This is a genomic window from Nonomuraea sp. NPDC003727 (genome assembly GCF_053586935.1).
In genome coordinates this window covers 1-15,575 of the sequence record NZ_JBSFNE010000020.1, presented here as the reverse complement: position 1 = coordinate 15,575, position 15,575 = coordinate 1, and the positions used below count along the sequence as shown (strand labels likewise).

Below are 15,575 nucleotides of genomic sequence, written 5' to 3'. Positions count from 1 at the left end.
CGATGATCCGTGGCCCGCTGCCCGCGGAGGTGGAGCTCGCCATGGCCGGCTCAGCGCCCGGCTGGCCACTCGTCCTGTACTTCCACCACGTGCATCCCGCTCTTGAGCACTACACGTCGGTCACCCCGCAGGCGTTCGCCCATGCCCTGGAGACGCTGCTGGACGAGTACGGCAGGCCACTGGATCCCGGCGCGCTGAGCGACCTGCGGGCGTTGCCCGCGGAACCGCGCTTCCTGATCACTTTCGACGACGGTCACCGGGACACGCTGGAGTACGCGCTGCCGATCCTCGACCGGTTCGGCGTCAAGGCGGTGTTCTTCGTCATCACCGGTCCGGCCGGCGCGGAGCCGTACTACCACCACGGCTTGCTGAGCTGGGCGGAACTGGGCGGACTGCGCACGGCCGGGCATCTGATCGGCGCGCACACCGTGACCCACCGCAGGTTGCCCGAGCTGGGCGCCGACGAACAGCGCCACGAGATCACCGAATCGCTCGCGGTGATCCGCGACCGGCTCGCCGTGGCCTCGCCCCCGCTGGCCTATCCCTACGGGCTCGTGCCCAGCGTGCCGGCCGTGCCGTCCCGAACCCTCGCTTTCGGCACGGTCAAAGCCGCTCCGCTGCCCTGGCTCGCGGCGCCGCACGCGATCCGCCGTACCTACCTGCCAGTGGGACACCACCGGCTATGGCCGGCCCTGTGCCGTGAATGGAGAGACCAATGGACGCGCCCGTCACCGTGATCGTGCCCAGCAGGGACAGGTATCGCGACCTGCGCCGCTGCCTGCTGGCGCTCGTCGACTGCGACACCACGTTGCTGCACGAAGTGCTCGTGATCGACGACGGCTCGCAGCCGCGCATCGGCGACGCGTCGGTGCCCGGCCTGCCGGTGCGGGTGATTCGCAACGCCCGCCCGCAGGGGGCGATGCGCGCTCGCTCCCTCGGCGCCGGGCGGGCGAGCTCACCGATGCTCGCCTTCCTCGACGACGACGCGTTGCCCCGCGCGGACTGGCTGAACCGGATCGCCGAGGAGCTCACACCGGGCCGTGGCGGTATCACCGGCCGTGTCCTGCCCTTCGACGCCGGCCTGGTCTCCAAGGCACGCCAGGCCAGGTACATGGAACGCTACCGAGGCCTGTCGCATGGCGAATCGGTCGATTTCTTCGCCGGCGGGAACAGCGCGGTCTGGCGCGAGGCCTTCCTCCAGGCCGGCGGCATGACATCCGCGGGGCCCGGCGGCGACAACAAACTGGTCGCGGAGCTCGAACGGCTCGGGCTCTCCGTTCATTTCGTGCCCTCACTGGTGGTCGTGCACCGCAACGGCAAAGGGTTCTCCCAGGCGGTCCGTACCGCGTTCGGCGCCGGGCGTCATCACGACAAACCTCTCTCCGTGCCCGCGGCCCTGCACCGTGCGACACAGGCCGTCCCCGGAGCGACACCGTCGGTTCGGCTCACCAACAGGGTGCTCAACGTCGCCCATCTGGCTGGGCGCTGCCTGCCACATTCCGCAAAGGAGTCCTGATATGTCACCATCCGAGGTCGCCATCACCCTCTCCGGCATCTGGGAGGAGGTTCTCGACATCGAGGGCATCACCCAGGACGACCACTTCTTCGAGCTGGGCGGAGACAGCCTGCTCGCGGTCACCATGGTCAGCAGGGCGCGCAGGGCCGGGCTCCACATCGCGGTGAAGGACCTCGTGGACAATCCCGTCCTGCGCGATCTGGTCGCGGCGGTGAGCTGACCGTGACCAGGGTGCTCCACCAGGTCTTCCGCGGCCACGCGCAGCGCCAAGGAGACCACCCTGCCCTGGTCGAGGGCACGCGCGTGCTGACGTACGCCGAACTGGACGCCGCCTCCGACCGGATGGCCGCCGGGCTGCGCGCCAGAGGGGTCGGCCCCGGCGAGCGGGTGGCGCTGCTGCTGCCCCGATCCATCGGCCTCGTCACGGCGATCCTCGGGACGCTCAAGTGCGGAGCCTCGTACTCGGCTCTGGATCCCGGCTGGCCCGCCGTACGCGTCGAGGAGTTGAGCCGCCGGCTCGAACCGGCCGCCGTGATCGACGCCGGCGCCTACCCCGCCGTGGCGTCCGCCAGGGGCGCGCGCGTCGACGAGGACGTCGATGGCGACGACATCGCCACCGTGGTCTTCACCTCGGGCACCTCGGGCCGCCCCAAGGGCGTGCTCTCCCCCCACCGGGCGATCGCCCGGCTGTTCCCGCGCTGCGGTGCCGCCGACCTCACCGGCCGTCCGATCGTCTCGCTGTCCACGGCGGTGTCCTGGGACGGCTTCGCCCTCGAACTGTGGGGCGCGCTGTGCTCGGGCGGCACCGCCGTCGTCGTCACCGAGCCGTACCCGCTCCCGCAGAGGGTCCGTGAGCTGGTCGGCCGCGGCGGGCTGGACACGCTCTTCCTCCCGGCCTCGCTCCTCAACCTGTACGTCGACGAGGACCTCGACGCGTTCACCGGTCTGCGCCAGGTCATGACGGGCGGCGAGCGGATGTCCGCATGCCATGCGGGCAGGTTCGTGAACCGGCATCCCGACATCGCCCTGGTGAACTGCTACGGGCCCGCCGAATGCGGCATCCTGGTCACCACTCACCGTGTCACCGCCGAGGACTGCGCGCGGCGCGACGTCCCGATCGGGCTGCCGGCGCCGGACACACGGATACACCTCATCGACGGGGAGATGTTCACCGGCGGCGACGGCCTCGCCCGCGGGTACCTCGGTGACGCCGCGGGTACCGCTGAGAGGTTCGTCGAGATCGTCGTCGACGGGGACCGGACCCGTGCCTACCGCACCGGCGACCGTGGCGAACGCGGGCAGGACGGCCTGCTGCGATACCGTGGCCGACTCGACCGGCAGGTCAAGATCCGCGGCCACCGGGTCGAACCAGCGGAGGTCGAGACGGCCGCGGACGCCCTCGACGGGGTGGTGCGGAGCGCGGCGGTGCCGCTCACCGGCTCGGACGGCACGACGACCGGTCTGGCGCTCTTCTACCAGGGAGAACGCCCGGCCCCTGGAGTGGAGGGCGAGCTGCGGGCCCGGCTACCGGGCTATCTCGTGCCGGCGCGGATCACGCGGGTGGACGGCTTTCCGCTGACCGCCAACGGCAAGACCGACCACGAGGCGCTCACCGCCACCCTGCTCGCCGGTCCCGCGAGGCCCGCCGCCACCGGCGAGACCTCCGTCGATCCCGATCCCCTGCTCGCCGATCCCGTGACTGCCGATCCCGTGACCGAGGTCGTGGCCGAGGCGTTCGCTCACGTGCTCGGACTGCCGGAAGTACAGGTCACCGAGAACTTCTTCGCGCTCGGCGGCACATCGTTGGCCGCGGGCAGGCTGTGCGTCAGGCTGGGGGCCCGCCTCGGTGTCACGGTTCCCGTCTCGGCCGTGATGCGCCATCCGACCGCCGCGCGGCTGGCCGCGTGGCTGCGCACGCGTGGGGCCGGCGGGGATCGTGGAGAGCCCGGCACGCCGACGGCGGCCACGGCCGTCCCCCTCCTGCCCTCCCAGCTCGGGTTCTTCCTCGCGGCCCAGATGCGACCCGAGGACGTCTCCGGCATGTGCCCGCTGGTCTGGGAGTACGAGGGGACGCTGGAGCGGGCGGCACTGCAGGCCGCGCTCACCGACGTGGCGATCCGGCACGAGGCTCTGCGCAGTCGCTATTTCCTGCGGGACGGGCCGGTGGCGAAGATCGCGGCCGAACCGTACCCTGTCGAACTCCGGCTGGTGGAAGATCCCCACGATCTGCCGGCGGTGCTGATCCGGCCGCTCGACCTGGAATCCGGACAGGTGTGGCGCTCCGCCCTGGCCCCCGGCCGGTTCGGCATCGTGGTGCACCACATCGCCATCGACGGCTGGGCCGCCGGCCTGCTCGCCCACGACCTGTCAGTGGCGTACCGGGCCCGGCTCGACGGTCGCGCCCCTCGCTTCGGCGGTCCGGCTCCCGGTCTCGGCGAGGTCGCCCGCGCCTACCATCGCCAGGCCGACGTGACGGACCTCGACGCCCAGCGGGCCTACTGGAGGCACGCCCTCACCGGCCTGCCGGACCCCGGCCGGCGTGACGGCGTCGAGCCGGGCAGACTCGCCTCGGTGAGCCGGCCGCTGGCCGTCACGCGGCTCGACGAGAGCGCCCTGCGGCATCGCACCACCAGCACGGTCGTCCTGCTGGCCGCGTACGCGCGAGCCGTGGAAGCCCTGACGGGCGGGTCCGACCTCGCCGTGGGCGTGCCCGTGGCCCGGCGCAACGACGACGTCCTCGCCAGGTCGGTGACCTGCCTGATCGACATGGTGTGCGTACGGCTGCGCGGAGCCGGGGTCGCGGCCGCGAAGGCAGGGTTGGTGGACGCCCTGAGCCACCAGGACGTGCCCGCCTACGAGGTGGCCAGACTGGCCCGCCGGCGTCCGCTCTACACCACCGTCCTGGCCGTGCAGGACGCTCCCGAGCCGCGGCTCGACCTGCCGGCGGCGACGCGCTTCGTCTGGGCCGACACCACCCGGCTCGACGTCGACCTCGTCATCGAGTTCCTGCCCGGATCGGTGCTGCGGGTCAGTCATCGGTGCGAGGCCGTACCCGCGGATGTCGCCGCGGCCCTGTGCGACGCGATCGTCCGAGCAGTCGAGGAGCCACGATGACCGCACGACGACGGCGGCTCTGGGAGCAGTGGGTTCTCGATCCCGACGGCCCCTGGCACACCGTCACGTTCACGATCGACCTCGCGGGAGCCGTCGATCGGACCCGGCTCGAAGGGGCGCTCGCCGCGTTCCCCTGCCTCGAGGTTCCGGTTCCCGTCCGGCTGACGCCGAGCTTTCTGGTGCGCGACCGCCGTGTGGCGGTGACGCTTCCCGCGCAGACCGCGACTCCCGGGGAGTTCGTCCAGGCGGTCGCGGACGCCTACGCGGGCCGGGCGGCGGCCGGCGGCGACGAGCCGACCGCGCGGGCCCGCGCCCACTGGCGGGACGTGATCACCGATCCTCCCGTGTCGCGGATACCGGTGGAAGGCAGCCCGGGCGCGGGTCCCGGCGTGATCAGGCACCGGTTCGAGGACGCGGCACCGGAATCCGTGCTCGCCGCGCTGGCGGCGGTACTGGGACGCTGGACTCGATCACGAGATCTGCTGATCGGCGTTCCCGAAGGTTTCGTCCGGATCGACATCGACGACACGGCATCCCTCAGCGACCTGGTGGACCAGGTGAGGGAACGCCGGGGGAGAGGACTCCGTCACGCGGGCGCCTTCCGGGACGGCGCGCATCAGGTCATGGAGGATGCCGGGATCCGGCATCTGCCCGCGGTTCACTTCGCTGACGCAGCCGCTCCGCCGAGGTTCGTCGACGCCGGGCCGCTGACGCTGATCCCCAGGGTGCCGCCGCACGGGGCGGTCGGATCGAGCCTCACCATCGGCATGGACGACACGTGCTTCGACGCCAGGGACATCGACGAGGCGACCGCCGAGCGGCTGCTCCACCAGGTGGAGCGGGTGCTGGCGGCCGACCCCCGTGACACCCTCTCCGCGATCTCGCTCATGGGGGAGGCCGAGCGGACGACGGTGGTCGGACGCTTCAGCCGTACGGCGGAGCCGGCCGCGAGCAGCCACGTGCTTCACGAGCTCATAGCCGGCCCCGACGACGCCGTGGCCGTGGTGTGCGGAACCGAGCGGATCACCTACGGACAGCTCGATCGCCGGTCCGCTCTGCTCGCCCGGCGACTGCGCGATCTCGGCGTGCGCGGCGAGGACGTCGTCGGGGTACGGTTGCCGCGCTCGGTCGACCTCATCGTCGCCTTCCTGGGAGTGCTCAAGGCCGGTGCCGCCTACCTCCCGCTCGATCCGGGCCATCCCGCCGATCGCCTGGCCTTCATGACGGCCGACGCGCGCGCCGAGATCGTGATCGACGGCGAGACGCTGGACGCCCTTCGATCCGGCAGCGTGCCGGCCGCTCCTCATGGGAGGCGGCAGGCGGAGGCGGAGCCCGACCGGCTCGCCTACGTGATCTATACCTCCGGATCCAGCGGTCGCCCCAAGGGGGTTCAGGTCGAGCACCGGCAGATCGTCGCGTCCACCCTCGCCCGTTACCCCGTCTTCCCCGGTCCGATCGACTCCTACCTGGCCTTGGCCGGGCCGGCTTTCGACGCCCTCGGCGCCGGCGTCTACCTGACCCTGACAAGGGCAGGCACGCTGGTCCTGCCCACGGACGACGAGGTCGGCGACCCCTGGCTGCTGGGCGAGCTCATCACGCGCGAGCGTGTGACACACGTCGACGGGGTTCCAGGACAGTACGCCGCGCTGCTGGACGCCGCTCCTGACTCCGTCGCCGGGCTGCGCTGCGCTGTGGTCGGCGGTGAGGTGTGCCCTCCCGCTCTCGTGACGCGCCACAACGAGGTGACGCGTGAAGCCGTTCTCATCAACGAATACGGCCCGACGGAGACGACCGTCTGGGCCACCTCGTACACCTGCGACCGCGGGAAGCCGCCCGCGAGGTCGGTGCCGATCGGGCGGCCGATACCGGGTGCCCTCGCCTACGTCCTCGACGAACGGCTGGCGCCGGTTCCCATCGGAGTCCCCGGCGAACTGTGCATCGGCGGCGCGGGAGTCGCCCGCGGCTACGTGGGGCGGCCGGATCTCACCGCTTCGCGCTTCGTCGCCAACCCCTTCGCCGCCGGCGTCGTCTACCGGACCGGGGACCTGGTCCGCTGGCGACCGGACGGCGATCTGGAGTTCCTCGGCCGCATCGACGAACAGATCAACATGCGCGGCCTCCGTGTGGAGCCCGCGGAGATCGAGCAGGTCATCTCGAGGCACCCTCAGGTGCGAGAGGTGGCCGTCGTCGCGGCGCGCGCCGGTGATCACCATCGGCTCGACGCCTACGTCGTCGCCACCGGCGCGGCCGCGCTCAGCCGGCCGGAACTCAGCGCGCACACCGGCCGGTTCCTGCCTGCCTCCATGGTGCCCGCGACCTGGACGGTGCTCGACCGGATGCCGCGGACCGGCAACGGCAAGCTTGACCGGGCCGCGCTCCCGCCGCCCCGTGCGGCCGCTCACACGAGCGGGAAGGCCACGGGCAGCCCGGCGACCGCCGTGCAGCGCGCGGTCGTCGAGCTCTTCACCACGTCGCTGGGCGAGGACAGCGACCTGAGGACCACTGTTCCCGCCTGGACGGGGCAGTTCTTCGGACCTGCCGACCTGACCGCGCGCTTCCGGCTCCGGTTCGGCGACCGGGTGCCGCCGATAACCACAGGACTCAGCGCCGGCCGGCTGGCCACCGCCCTGCGGCGCCTCGACTCCACGGATCGTTGATGGCACGCGACCCCTCCGGCGCCGGCTACGACCTCGCGGTGGTCGGACTGGGCTACGTCGGAATGCCTCTGGCGAAGGAGGCCGTGGCCGCGGGGCTCCGCGTCGTCGGCTTCGAAGCCGACCCGCGAAAGGTGGACGCCCTCAACGCCGGCCGGTCGTACGTCGACGACGTGACCGACGCCGACCTCGAGCACATGGCGCAGGCCGGCGGCTTCCGCGCGACAACCGACGAGAGCGTGCTGGCCCGCAGCCGGACGATCGTCATCTGCGTGCCCACCCCGCTCGACGACGACCATCGCCCCGACCTCTCCGCGGTGGAAAGCGCCGCTGTGACCATCGCCAGGAACCTGAGCGCCGGCACGCTGGTCGTCCTGGAGTCCACCACCTGGCCCGGCACGACCGACAAGGTCGCCCGCCCGATCCTGGAGACCTCCGGCCTCCTGGCGGGGACGGATTTCCACCTCGCCTTCTCTCCTGAGCGCATCGACCCGGGCAATCCCAAGTACGGCCTGCGCAACACCCCCAAGGTCGTCGGCGGCCACACCGACACCTGCCTGGAGGTGGCCTCGGCGTTCTACGCGCGGTTCGTCCAGCAGATCGTGCCGGTCAGCGGCACCCGCGAGGCGGAGATGGCCAAGCTCCTGGAGAACACCTACCGGCACGTCAACATCGCGCTCGTCAACGAGATGGCGATCTTCTGCGACGAACTCGGCATCGACCTGTGGGAGGCCATCGAGGCCGCGGGCACCAAGCCGTTCGGCTTCCAGAAGTTCCTTCCCGGGCCCGGCGTCGGCGGGCACTGCATTCCCGTCGACCCGTCGTACCTGTCGTACGCCGTGCGAAAGCTGGGCTACCCGTTCCGGTTCGTGGAACTGGCTCAGGAGATCAACGAGCGCATGCCGTCCTACGTGGTGGCCCGCGCGCAGCGGCTGCTCAACCGGTGTCGCAAAGCCCTCAACGGTTCCAAGGTGCTGTTGCTCGGCGTCACCTACAAAGCCGACATCGCCGACGAACGCGAGAGCCCGGCCCTGCCCGTCGCGCGGGCGCTGCTGGAGTTCGGCGCCGATCTGGTCTACCTCGACCCGTACGTCAAGGAGTGGCAGGTGAACGGCAGCGCGGTGCCACGCGCGGAAGACCTCGCGACGGCGGTCGCCGGAGCGGACCTGACGGTGCTCCTGCAGCAGCACGCCACCTTCGACCTGGAGATCATCGAAGATCAGGGCAGGCTCGTCCTCGACACCAGAGGGGTGCTCACCGAGGGCGAGCGCGTCGAACGACTCTAGGAACCGTTTCCCGTACCGCCGGGCCGCGTCCGGCCGTGTCAGAGGACGGCGTCGAGGAGGAGGGCGCCCGCGCCGAGCAGCGCGACGTCCTTGCCCGCCCGCGCCGGCGCGATCTCCAGGTCGCGGGTGGCCAGCGGCAGGCAGCGCTCGTACACCGCCGCCCTGATCGCCGCGATCAGCGGCTCGGCCGCCGACAGGCTGCCGCCGACGGCGATCACGTCGGGGTTGAAGAAGTTGACGAGCACGGTGAGGACCTCGCCGATCAGCCGTCCGGCGCCGCGCACCAGGCTGGTCGCCTCGGGCACCGCGTCGCTGACCAGGCCGATGATGTCGGCGGGCCGGTCGACCACGATGCCCGCCTCGGCCAGCGCGGCCATCAGCGCGGCGCCGCTGGCGTAGGCCTCCAGGCAGTCGGGGTGGCCGCACGAGCACATCACCGAGGGGTCGGTGCGGACCCTGACGTGGCTGATGTCGCCCGCCGCGCCCCTGCCTCTGTGCAGGTGGCCGTTGACGATCACGCCGCACCCTATGCCGGTGCCGGTCTTGAGCACCATGAGGTTGTCCGAGCCGGGCCACGAGCGAGCCTCGCCGACGGCCATGAGGTTGGCGTCGTTCTCGACGAGCACCGGCAGGTCGTAGCGGGCGCCCAGGTGCTCGGCCACCGGGTAGTTGTTCCACCCCGGCATGCGGGAGGGGCCGACGACACGCCCGGAGGCCGGGTCGACCGGCCCGGGGATCCCGGTGCCGACGCCGCGCAGCGGCATCCCGGAGGGGGCGCGCGTGCGCAGCAGGTCGTCGAAGGCGTCGGCCATCCAGTCGAGCACCGCCTCGGGGCCGGCCGCGATGTCACAGGCCCGTTCCTGTACGGCGAGCGGTGTCCCGCTCAGATCGAGCAGGCCGAGCCGTACGTGATGGGAGCCGAGGTCGGCGACCGCCAGCAGGCCCGCGCTGGGGGCCAGCCGCAGCCGGCGGGGCCTGCGTCCGCCGCGCGAGGTGCCTGAGCCCTCCTCGACCAGCAGCCCGGCTTCGAGCAGCTCTTCGACCCGCAGCGACACGCTGGAGGCGGCCAGGCCGGAAAGCCGCGCCAGATCGGCGCGTGACTCGGCCTGGCCGGTGGCGACGAGCCGCAGCAGTTCCCCCTGCGCCCCCGTCACGGGCAGCCGCTCTTTGCCAGACATGAGCAGATGAATACCACGCTTTACCTTCGTACGACAATGTGTTGACTTAGCGCGAAATCATCCATTACGGTCCGCCATATCTTCGATATCGAAGGAAGTGTCGCGGGATACCTGGCAAAGAGGGTTCCGTGACCGTGGGAGGACTGGATGATTCGGGTACGAGGGCTGAACAAGTGGTTCGGCCGGCACCACGTGCTGCGCGACATCGACCTCGACGTCGCGCGCGGCGAGGTCGTGGTGGTGATCGGCCCGTCGGGTTCGGGCAAGTCCACGCTGTGCCGCTGCCTCAACCGGCTGGAGACGGCCCAGAAGGGCGAGATCGCCATCGACGGTGCGCCCGCCCCGCTGGAGGGCCGCGAGCTGGCCAGGCTGCGCGCCGACGTCGGCATGGTCTTCCAGTCGTTCAACCTCTTCCAGCACAAGACCGTGCTGGAGAACATCACGCTCGCCCCGATGAAGGTGCGCGGCGTCGGCCGTGACGAGGCCGAGAAGACGGCTCGCGACCTGCTCGACCGCGTCGGCATCGGCGCGCAGGCGGGCAAGCTGCCGGGACAGCTGTCCGGCGGGCAGCAGCAGCGCGCCGCCATCGCCCGCGCCCTGGCCATGCGACCCAAGGTCATGCTCTTCGACGAGCCGACCTCCGCCCTCGACCCCGAGATGGTCGGCGAGGTGCTGGACGTCATGACCGGCCTGGCCGCCGACGGCATGACCATGGTCGTCGTCACCCACGAGATGGGTTTCGCGCGCAGGGCGGCCGACCGCGTGGTGTTCATGGCCGACGGCCAGATCGTCGAGGAGGGCGCTCCCGCGGCCTTCTTCGACGCCCCCCAGACGGACCGGGCCAGGGACTTCCTGGCCAAGGTACTCACTCACTGAACGCAAGGGATGGTGCCCATGAAGAAGATGGTCGCTGTCGTCGCCGTGTCGCTGCTCGGCCTCGCCGCCTGCTCGAGCACGGAGTCCACCGGCAGCCCCGCCGTGCCAGGAGAGGCGAAGCCCGCCGCCAACGACCTGCTCGCCAAGGCCCCCGTCGCCGACGCCGCCGCGATCCTGCCCGGCTCGACGATGGACAAGATCAAGAAGCGCGGCGAGCTCCTCGTCGGCGGCTCGCTCGACGCCCCGCTGCTGTCACAGCAGAACCCGGTCAGCGGCGAGGTCGAGGGCTTCGACGCCGACATGGGCAAGGCCCTGGCCAAGTACATCATCGGCGAGCCGAAGGTGAAGATCGTCAACTCGGCCTCGGAGACGCGTGAGGCGCTGCTCAGCAACGGGACCGTCGACGTCGTCTTCCAGACGTACACGATCACCCCCGAGCGGGCCAAGCAGGTCGCCTTCGCCGGGCCGTACTACACCTCCGGCCTGACGATCGCCGTCAAGAAGGGCGCCACGGGCATCGCCAAGCCCGAGGACCTCAACGGCAAGAAGGTCATCGCGGGCGCCAACACCCCGGCCATCCCCGCGATCAAGAAGCTGGCGCCGCAGGCGGAGATCATCACCTTCGGCAGCGACCCCGAGTGCATGCAGGCGCTCAAGCAGGACCGGGGCGTGGCCTACGTGCAGGACGAGACGCTCCTGATCGCCAACGCGCAGAAGGACCCCTCCATCCAGGTGGTCGGCAACCCCTTCACCCAGGATCCGTACGGCATCGGCCTCAAGCACGGCGACGACCAGTTCAAGTCGTTCGTCAACGACTGGCTGAAGAAGACGCAGAGCACCGGCGTCTGGCAGCAGGCCTGGAAGAACTCCATCGGCACCGTCGTCCAGGGCGAGGCGCCCGCCCCGCCGCAGATCGGCTCGGTGCCGGGTTCCTGATGTCCGTCCTCCTGGACCACCTGCCCGAACTCTGGCAGGGCCTGGTCGTGACGCTCCAGCTCACCGTCGCGTCCTTCGTCGGCGCGGCGGTGCTCGGGGTGCTGGTCACCGCGATGCGGGTGAGCCCGGTCGGCGTGCTGCGCGCCATGGGCACCGCCTACGTGGAGGCGTTCCAGAACCTGCCGCTGCTGGTCCTGCTCCTGCTGGCCTGGTTCGGCCTGCCAGAGATCGGGATCAAGGCGGGGCCGATGGTGACCGCGATCGTGGTGATCTCGGTCTACGAGGCCGCCTACGTGGCCGAGGCGCTGCGTTCGGGCGTCAACGCGGTCGGCCAGGGCCAGGGTGAGGCGGCCAGGGCGCTCGGGCTGACGTTCCGGCAGTCCCTGTGGTACGTCATCCTGCCCCAGGCACTGCGCACGGTCGTCCAGCCGCTCGGCAACATCCTCATCGCGCTCACCATGAACACCGCGCTGGCCGGCGCGATCAGCGTGGTCGACCTGACCGCCGCGGCCAACAGGGTGAACCTGATGGAGGCCCAGCCCATCCCGATCTTCGTCGGTGCGGGCCTGATGTACGCGCTCATCGCCGCCGTCATCGGCTTCACGACGGGACGGCTCGAGCGACGGCTGGTGATGATCCGATGAGCAGTGTCCTGTTCGACGAGCCGGGGCCGCGCGCCAGGCGCAGGATCCGGGTCGCCACCGTCCTGGGCGTCCTGGTCGCGCTCGCGCTCGCCGCGCTCGCGATCCGCCAGTTCGCCGCCAACGGGCAGCTGGCCTACGAGCGCTGGCAGCCGTACGCCACCTGGCCCATGTGGCGCTACCTGCTCAACGGCCTGTGGTCGACGGCGCTGGCCGCCGTGGTGTCGGCGGCGCTGTCCATGGCCCTGGGCCTGCTGCTGGCCCTCGGCAGGCTGTCCGAGCGGCGCTGGGTGCGCGGGCCGTCGGCCGGCTACGTCGAGGTGGTGCGGGTCATCCCGGCACTGCTGCTGGTGTACGTGGTGCTGTTCGCGCTGCCCAGATACGGCCTCGACCTGCCGCTGTTCTGGAAGCTCGTGGTGCCGCTGACCGTCTCGAACGCGGCCGCCTTCGCCGAGATCTTCCGCGCCGGCATCCTGTCGGTCGAGCGCGGGCAGACCGAGGCGGGCCTGGCCGTCGGGCTGACCCGCCTGCAGACCATGCGGATGATCGTGCTGCCGCAGGCCGCCCGCCGGGTGCTGCCGTCGATCGTCAGCCAGTCCGTCGGCCTGCTCAAGGACACCTCGCTCGGTTTCGTGGTCAGCTACGGCGAACTGCTGTACTCGGGCAAGGTCCTGGCCGCCTACAACGGCCTGCTCATCCAGACCTACGTGGTGCTGGCGCTGATCTACCTCGTGGTCAACGCCTCGCTGTCCAAGCTGGCCAGGGTCCTGGAGCGAAGGAGCAAAGCCCGTGCCTGAACCCGCCGTCCTCGCCGAGGTGGTCCGCTCGGGCTTCGTCGAGAGCGTCCACTACGGCAGCGCCGTCGGCCTCGGCCCCGACGGCCGGGTCGAGGTCGCCCTCGGCTGCGTGGACGCCCCTGTCCTGCCCCGCTCGTCGGCCAAGCCGTTCCAGGCGCTGGCCTGCCTGACCGCGGGCGCGGTCCTGCCGGGCCCGCGCCTGGCGATCGCGGCCGGCAGCCACACCGGCGAGGACTTCCACGTACGGCTGGTCGCCGAACTCCTCGAGGAGTACGGCCTCGGCCTCGGTCACCTGCGCTGCCCCGAGGACTGGCCGGAGGACGAGGCCACCCGCCACCGGCTGATCCGTGACGGCCACGGCAGGACGCGCGAGCGGATGAACTGCTCGGGCAAGCACGCCGCGATGCTGGCCGCCTGCGTCGCCAACGGCTGGGACGTGGCCTCCTACCTCGACCAGGACCACCCGCTCCAGCGCCGGGTGAGGACGGCCGTGGAGGAGCTGTCAGGGGAGAGGGCCGCCGCGGTGGCCGTCGACGGATGCGGCGCGCCCCTGTTCGGGCTGTCTCTGGCCGGCCTGGCCGGGGCGGTGCGGGCGCTGGTGCTGGCCGCGCCGGGCAGCGCGCCCCGCCAGGTCGCCGACGCCATGCGGGAACACCCCGAGTACGTCGGCGGCACCGGACACCAGAACACCGAGCTCATGCGCGCCCTGCCCGGCGCGGTGGTGAAGGGCGGCGCAGAGGGCGTGCTGGTCGCGGCGCTCGGCTCGGGCCACGCCGTCGCCGTCAAGGTCATCGACGGCAGCCCCAGGGCCACGACGGCGATCGCGCTTGCGGTGCTGCGCCGGATGGGCTGCGACGTCTCGGACGCCGGCGCCTTCACCACGGTCCCGGTGCTGGGCGGCGGCGTGCCCGTAGGGCGGATCCACGCGGTGTAGGTGCTGGGCAGGCCCCGCACAGGTGCGGTGCCGGTGCGGTGCCGGGCAGGTCACGCGGCGACGATGCGGCGGCCGGTGATCCGGGTGGGCGTGATCCTGACGTAGAGCGTCCGGTCGCCGCCCGCCCACGGGGTCACCTCCGGCCCGGTCGCCTCGTGCCGCGCCGGACCCTGGACCAGCACGCTCCAGCCCGTCCGCATCGCGTCGTCGATCCTGTCGACCTCGAAGCCGACCATCCGTTCGACCCCTTCGAGACCCGTCCGCAGGTCCTCGTCCATCGGCCCGCCGTACGCGGTGCGGAAGACGATCGCCCCCTCGTCGAGGCGGTAGTTGACGGGCAGCACCGTCGGCCCGCGCAGCCCGTCGAACGCCACGCGGCCCACCCCGCCAGGCGCGATCAGCCGCAGGCACTCCTCGGCCGCGAGCGGCTCCAGCCGGGGGGCGGCCAGCGCCGGAGCGCCGCCCTGCGGCCGGTCAGGGACGTCGCCGAGCAGATCCCCGGTCGTGGTGTCCAGGGCGTCGGCCAGCCGCTGCAACGTCTCCATGCCGGGCGTGGCCGCCTGCGCCTCCAGGTGCCGCAGGTCGCCGGGGGACAGCCGCGCCCGCTCGGCCGCCTCTTCGGTGGTGAGGCCGAGGCGTTCGCGGTGGTGACGGACCCTGCGGCCCAGATCGCTGGTCATCGTGGGGCTCCTCCTCGTCGTCCGGTACGCCCCGACGCTACGGACGCCTCCGGCGGCCCGCCACGGCCGTCGGACATCGCGTCGCCGGGACCTCGGTAGGCAGCAGAAAAGGACTTTCGGCCCTGCCCGGCGGACGGGTCCGGATGGTGTGCTGGTGTCGGCACTCGGCACTGGGAAGGAACAATGCACCGCTCTCTCACCGAAGCCGATTCCGCGGAGGAGCCGGCAGAGGATCCGGTCAGGCCGCTCGACTACGTCTGGGGCGTGGCCCGCATCGCCGCCGGCTCGCTGTTCCTGTGGGCCTACGTGGACCGGGCGTTCGGCCTGGTCACGCCCGTCCATCAGGCGTGGATGTACGGCGGCAGCCCGACCTCGGCCTTCCGGCACGGCGGTCTGCCGGCGCCGGCCGGGCAGCCGTGGGTGGATGGGCTGTTCATGTTCGGGCTGCTCGGATTCGGTCTCTGTCTCGTGCTCGGCGTCGCCACCCGGGCGGTGGCCACGGCGGGCGGGATCACGCTGGCCCTCATGTGGGCGGCCGCGCTGCCGCTGTCCGGCCGGCCGTTCGCCCACGAGTACATCGTCTACGCCGTCGGGCTGGCCCTGCTCGCCGTGGTCAGGGCGGGGGACACGCTCGGTCTCGGCAGGCTCGTCACCAGGCCGTACCTCAAATAGTCCAAGAAACGCCCACCCATCCGTGGTGGGCGGTTTGCCGTCCCGGTGGAAAACTTCCAGGTGTGTCCAACCCGCTGCTGCCACACATGCGGCTCGACGAGCTGCTGGAGGAGCTCCAGGTCCGGTTGAACGCCGTGCTGGCCACCCGTGACCGGGTGCACGCGTTGCTGGACGCGGTGGTGTCGGTGGGCAGTGGCCTGGATCTGGAGACGATGCTGCGCCGGATCGTGGAGACGGCGACCGATCTGGTGGACGCCAGTTACGGGGCGCTGGGCGTGGTGGGGGAGGAGC

14 protein-coding genes and 1 pseudogene are annotated in these 15,575 nt (G+C 71.6%); 13 read left to right on the top strand and 2 right to left on the bottom strand.

Annotated features, from left to right (window positions below):
* Positions 1–2 precede the first annotated feature (2 nt).
* The 6 genes from ACWDLG_RS36585 to ACWDLG_RS36560 are packed head-to-tail and all read left to right on the top strand — an operon-like array spanning position 3 to position 8,570.
* Complete coding sequence (locus tag ACWDLG_RS36585) at positions 3–737, top strand: polysaccharide deacetylase family protein (RefSeq protein WP_449928914.1); 735 nt, start codon at positions 3–5, stop codon at positions 735–737.
* Positions 716–1,516, top strand: a complete 801-nt coding sequence (locus ACWDLG_RS36580) for a glycosyltransferase family 2 protein (protein ID WP_449928912.1) — start codon at positions 716–718, stop codon at positions 1,514–1,516. The genes ACWDLG_RS36585 and ACWDLG_RS36580 overlap by 22 nt, the downstream gene beginning before the upstream one ends.
* Position 1,517: 1 nt before the next feature.
* A complete protein-coding gene (locus ACWDLG_RS36575) occupies positions 1,518–1,736 on the top strand; it encodes a phosphopantetheine-binding protein (protein WP_449928910.1) in 219 nt (72 codons plus the stop codon).
* Positions 1,737–1,738: 2 nt separating this feature from the next.
* Positions 1,739–4,630 carry an AMP-binding protein gene (locus tag ACWDLG_RS36570; RefSeq protein ID WP_449928908.1) on the top strand — a complete coding sequence of 964 codons (2,892 nt, stop codon included), beginning with the start codon at positions 1,739–1,741 and terminating at the stop codon, positions 4,628–4,630.
* Positions 4,627–7,287 carry a non-ribosomal peptide synthetase gene (locus ACWDLG_RS36565; RefSeq protein ID WP_449928906.1) on the top strand — a complete coding sequence of 887 codons (2,661 nt, stop codon included), beginning with the start codon at positions 4,627–4,629 and terminating at the stop codon, positions 7,285–7,287. Before ACWDLG_RS36570 ends, ACWDLG_RS36565 begins: the two co-directional genes overlap by 4 nt.
* Positions 7,287–8,570: a nucleotide sugar dehydrogenase gene (locus ACWDLG_RS36560; protein WP_449928904.1), complete on the top strand. Its 1,284-nt coding sequence runs from the start codon at positions 7,287–7,289 to the stop codon at positions 8,568–8,570. The genes ACWDLG_RS36565 and ACWDLG_RS36560 overlap by 1 nt, the downstream gene beginning before the upstream one ends.
* Before the next feature lie 38 nt (positions 8,571–8,608).
* Here ACWDLG_RS36560 and ACWDLG_RS36555 read toward each other — a convergent pair whose 3' ends face one another.
* Positions 8,609–9,748, bottom strand: coding sequence for an ROK family transcriptional regulator (locus ACWDLG_RS36555; protein WP_354915971.1), 1,140 nt, complete (start codon positions 9,746–9,748; stop codon positions 8,609–8,611).
* Positions 9,749–9,895: 147 nt separating this feature from the next.
* On the opposite strand from ACWDLG_RS36555, the gene ACWDLG_RS36550 reads away from it, so the two are divergent.
* From ACWDLG_RS36550 to ACWDLG_RS36530, 5 genes are read left to right on the top strand one after another with little or no spacing between them, the layout of a single operon-like run.
* Positions 9,896–10,624: an amino acid ABC transporter ATP-binding protein gene (locus tag ACWDLG_RS36550; RefSeq protein ID WP_449928902.1), complete on the top strand. Its 729-nt coding sequence runs from the start codon at positions 9,896–9,898 to the stop codon at positions 10,622–10,624.
* 18 nt (positions 10,625–10,642) lie between these two features.
* The gene (locus ACWDLG_RS36545; protein ID WP_449928900.1) at positions 10,643–11,560 is read left to right on the top strand and encodes a glutamate ABC transporter substrate-binding protein; all 918 of its coding nucleotides are present in this window, start codon (positions 10,643–10,645) and stop codon (positions 11,558–11,560) included.
* Positions 11,560–12,204 carry an amino acid ABC transporter permease gene (locus ACWDLG_RS36540; RefSeq protein WP_449928898.1) on the top strand — a complete coding sequence of 215 codons (645 nt, stop codon included), beginning with the start codon at positions 11,560–11,562 and terminating at the stop codon, positions 12,202–12,204. Before ACWDLG_RS36545 ends, ACWDLG_RS36540 begins: the two co-directional genes overlap by 1 nt.
* The gene (locus ACWDLG_RS36535) at positions 12,201–12,998 is read left to right on the top strand and encodes an amino acid ABC transporter permease (RefSeq protein ID WP_449928896.1); all 798 of its coding nucleotides are present in this window, start codon (positions 12,201–12,203) and stop codon (positions 12,996–12,998) included. The genes ACWDLG_RS36540 and ACWDLG_RS36535 overlap by 4 nt, the downstream gene beginning before the upstream one ends.
* Positions 12,991–13,932, top strand: a complete 942-nt coding sequence (locus ACWDLG_RS36530) for an asparaginase (protein WP_449928894.1) — start codon at positions 12,991–12,993, stop codon at positions 13,930–13,932. Before ACWDLG_RS36535 ends, ACWDLG_RS36530 begins: the two co-directional genes overlap by 8 nt.
* Before the next feature lie 50 nt (positions 13,933–13,982).
* Here the strand turns inward: ACWDLG_RS36530 and ACWDLG_RS36525 are convergent, their stop codons facing one another.
* Complete coding sequence (locus ACWDLG_RS36525; protein ID WP_449928892.1) at positions 13,983–14,612, bottom strand: helix-turn-helix domain-containing protein; 630 nt, start codon at positions 14,610–14,612, stop codon at positions 13,983–13,985.
* A 183-nt stretch (positions 14,613–14,795) separates the two neighbouring features.
* Here ACWDLG_RS36525 and ACWDLG_RS36520 point away from each other — a divergent pair, with 183 nt between their 5' ends.
* Positions 14,796–15,284: a hypothetical protein gene (locus ACWDLG_RS36520; protein ID WP_449928890.1), complete on the top strand. Its 489-nt coding sequence runs from the start codon at positions 14,796–14,798 to the stop codon at positions 15,282–15,284.
* An 86-nt stretch (positions 15,285–15,370) separates the two neighbouring features.
* Positions 15,371–15,575 (top strand): annotated as a pseudogene (locus ACWDLG_RS36515) (histidine kinase); the annotation flags it as partial.